General features: G+C 34.7%; 6 protein-coding genes and 2 riboswitches. Of the genes, 4 read left to right on the forward strand and 2 right to left on the reverse strand.

Annotation, left to right across the window (positions count from 1 at the left end; translation table 11 throughout):
• The first annotated feature begins 381 nt into the window (after positions 1 to 381).
• The 4 genes from ABYK33_RS09775 (at position 382) to ABYK33_RS09790 (ending at position 7675) form a co-directional block, all read left to right on the forward strand.
• On the forward strand, positions 382 to 1650 hold the full coding sequence (locus tag ABYK33_RS09775; RefSeq protein WP_373032981.1) for a DNA polymerase IV: 1269 nt from the start codon (positions 382 to 384) through the stop codon (positions 1648 to 1650).
• 40 nt (positions 1651 to 1690) lie between these two features.
• A complete protein-coding gene (locus ABYK33_RS09780) occupies positions 1691 to 3985 on the forward strand; it encodes an EAL domain-containing protein (RefSeq protein ID WP_373032982.1) in 2295 nt (764 codons plus the stop codon).
• A 137-nt stretch (positions 3986 to 4122) separates the two neighbouring features.
• Complete coding sequence (locus ABYK33_RS09785) at positions 4123 to 6384, forward strand: EAL domain-containing protein (protein WP_373032983.1); 2262 nt, start codon at positions 4123 to 4125, stop codon at positions 6382 to 6384.
• Positions 6385 to 6501: 117 nt separating this feature from the next.
• A riboswitch (cyclic di-GMP riboswitch) is annotated at positions 6502 to 6579 on the forward strand.
• Between the two features lie 76 nt (positions 6580 to 6655).
• Positions 6656 to 6733, forward strand: a riboswitch (cyclic di-GMP riboswitch).
• A gap of 48 nt (positions 6734 to 6781) precedes the next feature.
• Positions 6782 to 7675, forward strand: coding sequence for a DUF4382 domain-containing protein (locus tag ABYK33_RS09790; protein WP_373032985.1), 894 nt, complete (start codon positions 6782 to 6784; stop codon positions 7673 to 7675).
• Positions 7676 to 7731: 56 nt separating this feature from the next.
• Here the strand turns inward: ABYK33_RS09790 and ABYK33_RS09795 are convergent, their stop codons facing one another.
• Both ABYK33_RS09795 and ABYK33_RS09800 read right to left on the reverse strand, forming a co-directional pair.
• The gene (locus ABYK33_RS09795; protein WP_373032987.1) at positions 7732 to 8316 is read right to left on the reverse strand and encodes a tetratricopeptide repeat protein; all 585 of its coding nucleotides are present in this window, start codon (positions 8314 to 8316) and stop codon (positions 7732 to 7734) included.
• Positions 8316 to 10949, reverse strand: coding sequence for a valine--tRNA ligase (locus ABYK33_RS09800; protein WP_373032989.1), 2634 nt, complete (start codon positions 10947 to 10949; stop codon positions 8316 to 8318). Before ABYK33_RS09800 ends, ABYK33_RS09795 begins: the two co-directional genes overlap by 1 nt.
• Positions 10950 to 11058: the final 109 nt, after the last annotated feature.

Consider the following 11058-nt stretch of genomic DNA (forward strand, 5'->3'; position numbering starts at 1 on the left):
ACTACCACATCCTGTTAATGATAATATAACGCCTGCACTTAGCAAAAGCGTTAATGCTTTAACATTTAACTTCATTCATTTTCCTTTTTATTTTACCTTTTGAGACACTTAGTGTCACTCTTTTATATTGATATAAAAATACCAATATCCCCCTATTGTTAAAAAACAAACCATTATAATGCTATCAGTTAAGTGTTAAGTATGTGTTAATAAAATCTAAAGTTATAGTTTAAAATAAATAATAAAATCAATTAATGTGAATAATAGTATCATATAAAGTGATTAAAATAAGATAAAATTTGTGTCAATTTGTCATGTTTTTTAGACTAAACTATAAAGATAGATATACTGTTTTACATCTGTTTATAAAAGGATAATAGTGTGTTTTTACATATAGATATAGATAGCTTCTTCGCTTCTGCTGAGCGTAGTATGAACTCTTCTTTAAAAGGTATACCTATGGCGGTGGGTAGCCGTAGTAACCTGGAGATATTTAATAAAAAACGGACCTATATTAAGCTGATGAATGATAACACCGGAGCTTTTGTCACTCCGGTGTTTTACAGCGATAAAAAGAAAACATTTGAGTCTTATTTTGTAGATGAGACAGAAGGAAGAAAAAAGGTACGGGGTATCGTAACTACTGCGAGTTATGAAGCTAGGGCATGTGGGGTCAAAACCGCTATGCCTATAGCCCAGGCTTTACAACTTTGTCCTCAAATGACTGTAGTACCTTCAAATTATCCGCTGTATCATAAACTCTCTCACCAAATACATGCATTTATGTTGGCACATATCCCTAAAGTAGAACAGTACAGTATAGATGAGTTTTTTGGAGATGTCAGCGGTTGGAAAACTGATGAAGAGGTATATGTTTTTGCAAAAGAGTTACAGGCAAAGATACTTGAGCATTTTGACATACCTGTTTCCATAGGCATCTCAAAAGCAAAATGGATAGCCAAACTTGCAACAGAATCTGCCAAACCTTATGGTGTGTTTGAAGTGAAAGATATCGATGCTTATATAGAAGACATTCCCATTAAAAAATTTCCAGGTATAGGAAAGGGTTTTCAAAAGAGACTAGGGGAGCACTATATCTCTACACTAGGTGATGTAAAACGACATAAAGCGCTTTTTGAATCATGGAAAAAACCCGGCATACAACTCTATGCTCGTGTGACAGGCACAGACCATGAAGGCATATCTGTTCAAGGAGAAAGAAAGTCCATAGGGATCAGCCGTACTTTCGATGCTATCCTTGATACGGATGAGATAAAAAGACGTATTATGATCATGGCGAGGCATATTATTTATATGGTCATGGCTATAGAAGTGAACCCTACAAGTTACTACTTGAAGATAGGGTATGAGTATGGTGTTAAGGCAAAAAAGACACTCACTGTTAACCGGATGTTCTCTGAAACACTTTTTAAATCCATACTTACAAAAATGTATGAAGAGATAGTACTTGTAGACAAAGGAGCCATAAAACTTACCCTCAATGTTTCAAATTTTAGCACGCAACAGAAAAAAACATTTTCACTTATGGATCTTGATGAAGATATGGAGAATCATATATTGAGTAAAGAGATACAAAAACTGAGAGAACGGTTTGGGCTGGATATCATAAAGACAGGGGATGAACTGTAGTTGATAGATGAATACAAGGGAATCTAAGTATAATCAAAATATGAATTACTTAAATATACTATTAAAAATATCTAATTTAAAACTAATAGATAAAGTAATGGTTTCAAACTTATATTCATTATCACAAAGAAGTATTATTGCTACTATATTTCTTTCTACTCTTCTAACATATTATCTCTATCCTATGTTATCTTATTCTATTGTCTTGTGGAATATCATTGTTGTATCTATCTTAGTGATCCGATTATATCTTGCATATGATTTTCAAAAAAATGAACAAAAATATACGATCAAAAAATGGTATAAGGTATTTCTATTTTTTACTTTTCTTACAGCATTTCTTTTTTCACTTCTTGGATCTGTATCTCTATTTTATGTAGATACTGTGCATCAAGTTTTTATTATTGCTGTTATGATCGGGTTTACCTCAGGTGCCATGAGTTCTTTATTCCCTGATATTCGCATATTGGTAGGGTATTTAAGTATTATATTACTACCAGTTATTGCAGTATTACTCGTTTTACCAACGACAATGCACACAGTATTGGCAGTATTGGTGATATTATATTTAATAATACAGAGTATTGTTATTTTAAACTCCTATGAACAGAGTGTTGATCTAGAGAGACAAAAAGAAACAGTTTCCCAAGAACAGTTCAAACTTCATAAAAAAGAAGAAGAGTTGGAGTACTTGTATAAACAGGCACCTATTGGGATCTTTTCTTATGACACCCAATTGAATGTCAAAGATTGTAATCAAGCCTTTTTAGAACTCTTTGGCTTGAAAAAAGAAGAGATCATAGGTCGTAATTTAGCGGATCTTCCAGATAAACGTTCCTTAGATACAATTCAAAATGCCCTTGTCAAAGGTGTCCAAATATATATTGGCCCGTATGTGTCTATAAAAGGTTTTGAATATTGGGTTGAATCTAAATGTTTTCCGATTTTTGATAATGATCAGAATACAGTGGGTGGCATCGGACTTATAGAGAATAAGACAAAAGAACATCAAGCATTAAAAGATCTGGAGCATTTTGCGCTACATGACTCTTTAACAGCTCTTTTAAACAGAAGAGGCCTAAAGGAGTATATGAATAAAATTATGCGATCAAAAAAACATAAAGATTTTTATTCACTTTTTGTTTATCTTGATCTGAATAAATTTAAACATGTGAATGATTCACTGGGACACAAGGTAGGTGATAGACTTTTGATAGCTATAGCTGATCGTTTAAATGTATTTGTAAGTGAAAATTGTATGGTTAGCAGATTTGGTGGTGATGAATTTATTGTAGTATCTCCATTTATCGCACAAAATGTTGTTGATGCGGAAATTCAATCAAAAGTATGTATTGATAAAATTCAAAAAGCGTTTCTCGATCCTTTTATTATTGATGAGATGTCTTTATCTATGAGTACTAGTTTGGGCGTTGTTATTATTGAACCTCGTAGTAGCAATATAGATGAAATCATACGTTATGCGGACATTGCGATGTATCAGGCTAAAAAGAGTTTTAGTGATCATCCTTCTTTTTATGACACAGAGTTAGATAAAGAACGAAAAAGACTTTTTCTTCTACAACATGATCTTGTGGATGCATCGAAGAAGAATGAATTAAAAATTTATTTACAACCTTTAGTTACAATGGAAAAAGACACTCTGTTCGCAGCAGAGTGTCTTTTACGGTGGGAACATCCTGAATTGGGACTTTTATCACCTATTGAATTTATTCCTATGGCTATTGAAACAGGACTTATATCTGATGTTACTTGGTGGGTGATAGATGAAATGTGTCAATATATTGCATCACTAAAGAAAGAGAATCTTTGGAACTTAAATTATATTTCAATTAATGTAAACGCAAAACAGTTATTATTGAATCATTTTGACAAAGAGTTCTTGGGTACACTTGCAAAATATGAGCTTGATACGACAGATATTATGATTGAAATTACAGAAAGATCTATTATTGATAATTTTGAAGATACAAAAGATGTTATCAATGTATTACGTGAGGAAGGTGTCAAGTGTGCTATTGATGATTTTGGAATAGGGTATTCTTCTTTGTCTTATCTTAAAAAACTATCTTTTGACACATTAAAGATAGATATGGAATTTATCAAAGATATTAAGCATAGACCAGACGATATTAGGTTAGTCAAAACTATTTTAGATATTGGTAAACAGTTTAATTATCATATTGTTGTAGAGGGGATCGAGGAAGAGGCACAAAAAGAGTTACTTTTAGCGATAGACAAGGATCTTGTATATCAGGGATATATTTTTAGTAAACCTGTCCCCTCTGAAATGTTTGCGGAGAAGTTTTTAAAATAACTATATAAACCATTTTCTATTATAAGTACTGTCGTAGATATGTTTGCAGATATATAAAGAGTTTAGACATGTACATTGAAGATACGGTAAGATAAATATTCTATGTCTACCTCATAGAATTTAATGTATAATATTCCATGAATTTAAAAATATTGTCTACTAAACTAAAAGAGTTTCAGAATATCGATGAATCTGTAATCACTACATTGTATACACTTTCTAGCAGAAGTCTACTTGTGCTTATTGCATTGGCTGCGTTAACAACTGCGGCTTTATATCCCATACTGCATACTAGTATTATACTTTGGTTTTTGAGCTTAGTAGTATTGACAGGATACAGACTTTATATGGCGTATATTTTTAAACAAAAACCTGAAAAATACTCTATGGTTATATGGTATAAAAACTTTGTCGTGAGTGCCATTGTGACGGCACTTATCTTTTCTACCATTGGTTTTATTTTTATACATCAAGTAGATTATTATTATCAGGTCTATATTATTGCTGTCGTTTTAGGGTTGTCATCAGGTTCTATAGTCTCTTTGTCACCGGATATCCGACTAAATATAGTATATGCAGGTATACTCATGTTCCCGCTTACCCTTACAATGCTATTTCTTTCTGATACTCCTATACATTTAATACTTGCTGTTTCATTAATTTTGTATTTTATAGCACAGGTGACAACCATAGTCAAAATCGATGCGCAGAAAAAAGAATTTGATAATTTACAGTCAGAACATATGCTTTTAGAAAGTTTGTTTAGGAATGCACCCCTTGGCATCTTTACCTATAATAACGACTTAGAAGTATTGGAGTGCAATGAAAAACTGAATAAATTATTTGAGCATGATAAAGAAAAGATCATAGGAATGAATCTTAATCATCTTCCTGATAGTAGGGTATTAGGATCACTACAAAATGCACTTACCCAAGGACCTCAAACTTATGAAGGCCCTTATATATCATTGAATGACAAGCATTTTTGGATCGATGCAAAAGCTTTTTCTTTTTTTGACACGTCTAATAGGGTTTTAGGTGGTGTAGGTATGATAGAAGATAAAACAAAAGAACATGCAGCATTAACAGAGCTTGAATATATGGTTCAGCATGACATGCTTACTGGATTGTTAAATCGTAGAGGTTTTAAAAACTATATAGAAAACCTAGTGAGTCATAAAAAGCATAAAACATGTTTTTCGATACTTTTTTATCTTGATCTGAATCAGTTTAAAAGCGTCAATGACTCCTTGGGGCATGAAGTCGGAGATGATGTTCTTCTTGCTGTATCGAAACGTTTATCAACACTTTTAGGTAAGTCCTGTATGGTAAGTAGATTAGGGGGAGATGAATTTATTATTATCGTACCTCATATCTCAACTGATAGTCACATCGCAGATAAAAAAGCCCGAGAGTTCTCCAAAGCGATAGAAGGTGTATTTTTAGAGCCATTTGTTATAAAAGAAATGCATTTACATATTAAATCAAGTATAGGCATCGTTTTGATGGAACCAGGCTATACGAATACTGAAGAGATCATACGGCATGCGGATCTTTCTATGTATCAAGCTAAAATTGCTAATGATCATATTTCATATTATGATGCATCTTTAGATAAACAACAAAAAGACCTTTTTATTCTTCAGCATGATCTTGCATATGCAATAGAAAAAGATCAGCTGGAACTATTTTATCAACCGATAGTAAGCATAAAAAAAGATAAATTGTATTCGGCTGAAGCACTTATACGGTGGGAACATACTACCAAAGGCTTATTGTCTCCAGAAGACTTTATACCATTGGCGATAAAAGCCGGGTTACTTTCACAAATAACGTGGTGGGTTGTTGATAAAGTATGTCAAGACATAGCTCAGTGGAAAAAAGAGAATCGCTGGAAACTTAAATATGTTTCAATCAATGTGAATGCTCAGCAATTTGTAGAGAATGATTTTCCCGTAAAGTTTCTTAAAAAATTAAATAAGTATGGATTAGAGACTAAAGATATTATGATTGAGATCACAGAGCGATCATTGATCGATAATTTTGACAATACACAACATGTTATTAATGGATTACGGAGTAAAGGAGTGAAATGTGCTATTGATGATTTTGGTATAGGTTATTCATCGCTCTCTTATTTGAAAAAGCTCTCTTTCAATACATTAAAAATAGATAGGGCATTCATAAAAAATATAGAGACTAATCCTAAGGAACTGCATCTTGTTTCAACTATATTAGATATTGGAAGACACTTTAACTATAATATAGTCATAGAAGGTATAGAAGACGCAAATCAAAAAGAGTTACTTCTTAAACTAGATGATAAACTCAGGTATCAAGGTTATCATTTCTCGAAACCTCTTCATGGAGAAGGGTTTAGGCAACGATTTTTAAAATAGCTTACTCAACTTCCTATAGTTCAAAAGAGTATATTTTGGACTATATAACACTAAAGATTTATTTAATCTATTTTCCTATATACTATACTCGTTAGAGTATAGAGATATTTTAAATATTATTTGTTGTGCCAAACTTGTTGTGAAGCAAGGACGGAAAGCCATGGGTCTTAACTTTAAGATCGCCAGGTTACCAGATACTAATGCAAGTGGATGATGTATCATTCTACATTTTTTACTTGTTAAGTCTACAATTTCTATTTAATTCAACCTTATTTTGTTGTGCCAAACTTGTTGTGAAGCAAGGACGGAAAGCCATGGGTCTTAACCTTAAGATCGCCAGGTTACCAAAATGAATTCATATTTCTTTTGAGCAACATCCAATTATAAAAGGATATATATGAAAATTTTTCATAAACTGATAGGGTTAGCACTATCATTAACAATCATGACACTCATCTCAGGATGTGGAGGCGGAGGTGGAACAACATCTTCATCAGCTACTGGAGAAGTTGTTCTGAAGCTTACAGATGCACCCACTGATGATAAAAATGTAAAAGCCGTTTATGTTACTTTCGATGCATTGCGTTATCAATATGCTGACAGTAATGACAGTTGGCAAGATGTGGATCTTAATGAATCAAGAACCATTAATCTCTTAGATCTGCAAGATGGGAATACAACACTTCTAAATCATGTTGAATTACCTGCCGGTGAGATAGCACATGTACGTTTTGTAATCGATACAGACGATTGTTGGATTGATTTTTTCGAAGGGGATATACAACCATTGGAAGTGCCAAGTGGTGACCAAACTGGCTTTAAAGCCATTGGAGGATTTACGATACCAGCTGGTGGAACAGTCAATGTTACGGCTGATTTTGATGTAAGAAAATCTGTAACATCAACTGGTAATGGCATATATAAGCTACGTCCTACTATAAAGATCATTGATAACATTGAAGTTGGTGAGATCAATGGTACGATGACTTTGGATCTAGATGAAAATGTTTCCTCAGTTATTGTTTATGCTTACGAAGATGGAAGCTGGGATGCTAATGAATCAAATGTTACCAATAACTTTGGTAATGCAGTTTTAAGTACGGATGCTACAGATGGAAGTTATATACTACCATGGCTCACTGTTGGAACGTATGATCTTGTAGTTACTTCACAAGATGTTAATGGTACATTTAAAGATATTTTAGGATATATAAATGATGTATTTGTGTTAACAGATGAAACTACGTCACAAGATATTACAGATAGTACATTAGTTGATACGTTGCCTTAGGCTAAACTACTCCCCACTTTTATTAGTGGGGAACTCAAACAATAAATCTTACAAATTTAAAAAACGATCTGCCCATCATGTTGCATACGTTTAATGATGCCTTTTGCCATCTCATGACCTTGATAGGCTGCTTTTCTACACCACTCTATGGCCTTTTCTTTGTCTTCTTCACAACCTAAGCCCATATCATACAAAGCACCTAAGTTAAACTGAGCTTTTGCATTCTCAGCTTGTGCAGCTTTTGAGAAAAGGATAAATGCTTTTTTATAGTCTTGTGGAACTCCACGACCTTCTTTGAACATAGCACCCAAATTGTTGAAGGCATCTATATTTCCTCTCTTGGCGGCTTCTTCGTACCAAAAGGCTGCTTCAGATTCATTTTTCTCGCAACCTTCACCATTCTCAAGCATTAGAGCTACTTCGAATTGTGCTACAGGTACTTCTCTTGTAGCAGCTTCAAGATAGTAATCAAATGCTTTTTTAGTGTTTTGATCGACACCGTACCCTTTAAAATAGAGGAAACCTAGATAGTAGTAAGAGACAGGGTCTTTTTGCTGTTCAAGAGCTGTATAAAGCTCGAAAGCCTTATCATACTCTTTTGCCAGTAATACGTTGTATGCTTCTTGTGCTAGAGGAGTCATTATATACCAAACCCTTCAAGTTCTGCACTTACTTTTGTGATCTTGTTTTGTGCATCTTCCAATGACTGTTTGTTTGTAGCAAGTACTTCAGCTGGTGCATTGGCTACAAATTTTTCGTTGTTTAGCATACCGCTTAGTTTTTGTATCTCTTTTTCAAGTTTTTCTTTTTGACGCGTCAATTTAGAGATGATAGGTGTCATGTCTATCTCGCCAGTTGGAAGGTAAACCTCAAGGTTGTCAGAAACATCTGTGATAGAGTCTGGTACTTTTGTATCTACAAATTCTATGTTTTCCACTTTTGCCAATTTTTGGATGAATGGACGAGCCATATCAGTGTCTATGTTCGTATCTAATTTAATGTAGGCTTTTTCTATCTTGCTATTACCCATGTCGATGACTACTTTTGCACGTCTCAATGCAGTGATAGACTCTTCGATGATCGCAAACATATTTTCAGCTTCTTCGTCTCTTTTGATCTCTTTAGGGAAATTCATGACCATGAGAGACTCACCCTCTTCAAGTGTAGTACCTGAGAGCTTATGGTAAAGGTGATCAGCAATAAACGGCATAAACGGTGAAACCATTTTGAGTGTCTCTTTGAAGATCGCTCCAAGTTCCACAATGCTCTCTCTGTCTGCTTTAGAGTATTCGATACCCCAGTCACAAAATTCGTTCCAAACGAAGTTATAGAGTGTTTTAGCAGACTCATCAAATTTATAAGACTCAATAGAGACACGGATCTTTTCTACTGCAAGGCTCAAACGGCTTTGCATATAACGTCCAAGTGGTGTTTTGACTTCAATATTTTTAAGTTCAGGGAAAGTCTCAACGTTAAGTTGTAGGTAATTTGTTGCATTGTAAAGTTTGTTGGTAAAGTTTCTAAACTGTTCTAGGTTCTTAGCTCCCAGTTTAATATCTCGACCCTGCACAGCCAAGTACGCTAAAGTAAATCTGATAATGTCTGCAGAGTGCTCTTCAACCATATCAAGAGGATCGATTACATTGCCTTTTGATTTAGACATTTTGGCACCGGTTTCATCTCTTACAAGCGCATGCATATAAATGTCTTTAAATGGTAGCTCACCGGTGAAGTGTTCTCCCATCATCATCATACGAGCAACCCAGAAGAACATAATGTCAAAACCAGTAATGAGTAAAGAGTTAGGGTAGAAATCTGCCATATCACTTTCATTGTAAAGTTCAGGGAGTTTTCCATTGTTTCCCCAACCCAAAGGTGACATTGCCCATAAAGCAGACGAGAACCACGTATCGAGCACATCAGGATCTTGTGTCATCTTTTTTGATGCACATTTTGGACAAGCCTCAGGCTCATCTTCTTTATCTGCCCATGTGTGGTCACAGTCATCACAGGTAAATACCGGGATTCTATGTCCCCACCAAAGCTGACGAGAGATACACCAAGGACGAAGTTCATCCATCCATGCTGTGTAAGAGTTTATCCAGTGTGCAGGGTGAAAGTTGTTGTGCTTTTTGGTCTCTTTGATAGAGTTTTCAGCTATCTTTTCACTTAAGAACCATTGTTGAGAGATGAATGGCTCTACGATGTTTTTACATCTGTAACAATGACCTACTTGATGTACATGTTCTTCAATTTTAACGATGTACCCTTCTTCTTCAAGCTTTTTAACAATGACAGGTCTGGCTTCAAGTCTTTCTAATCCTTCAAATTCACCACAATAGTCATTGAGTATTCCTTTTTCATTAAAGACTTTGATAAACTCCAAGTCATGTCTTTTCCCTACAGCGTAGTCATTTTGGTCGTGTGCAGGTGTTACTTTAACTACACCTGTACCAAACTCCATGTCTACATGTGTATCAGTAATGACTTTGATAGTTCTGTCTGTAAGTGGTAAAAGTACTTCTTTACCTACGATATTCGTATAACGACTGTCATCAGGGTGTACCATAATGGCTGTATCTCCGAAGTATGTTTCTGGTCTAGTTGTAGCAACTTCTAGCTGTCCTGAACCATCAGCAAATTTATAGATCATTGTATAAAATTTACCATTTACTTCATCGTGTTCTACTTCGATGTCAGAGAGTGCACCATCATGTGTACACCAGTTTACCATGTAGTTATTTTGTGTAATTTGCCCTTCATTATACAAAGAAACAAAGGCTTCTTTAACTGCTTCTTTCAGTCCTTCATCCATCGTAAAACGCTCACGTTTCCATGCCGGTGTAACACCTAATTTTCTCATTTGGTGAACAATGTTTCCGCCACTTGTCTCTTTTTGGAGCCAAGCACGCTCAAGAAACTTCTCACGTCCTAATGCTTCTTTGGTAGTACCTTCTGCTAAAAGTTGTTTTTCAACGATGTTTTGCGTGGCAATACCTGCATGGTCAGTACCAGGCTGCCAAAGTGTTTTAAACCCATCCATACGCTTATAACGGGTAATGATATCTTGAAGTGTAAAGGTGAGAGCGTGTCCGATATGTAAAGACCCTGTAACATTTGGAGGAGGCATCATAATAGAAAAGTTTTTCCCTTCCTCTTGGATGCTTTTGTTCCCATCAATTTCAAAATACCCACGATCTTCACAGAGTTTATAGTAATTATCTTCTACTTCTTTTGGATTATATGTTGTTTTTTTTTCAGTTGTTTCGCTCATCGGACTATCCTACATGATATTATATTGTCGCGATTATAGCGTAATGGTGCTTTTTGTTTTATGGGTCTATTTAAAAGAGGGGTGTTTTGTTTTTTTTATGCCATTGGAT

The sequence above is a fragment of the Sulfurovum sp. genome (assembly GCF_041562805.1).
GTDB lineage: Bacteria > Campylobacterota > Campylobacteria > Campylobacterales > Sulfurovaceae > Sulfurovum.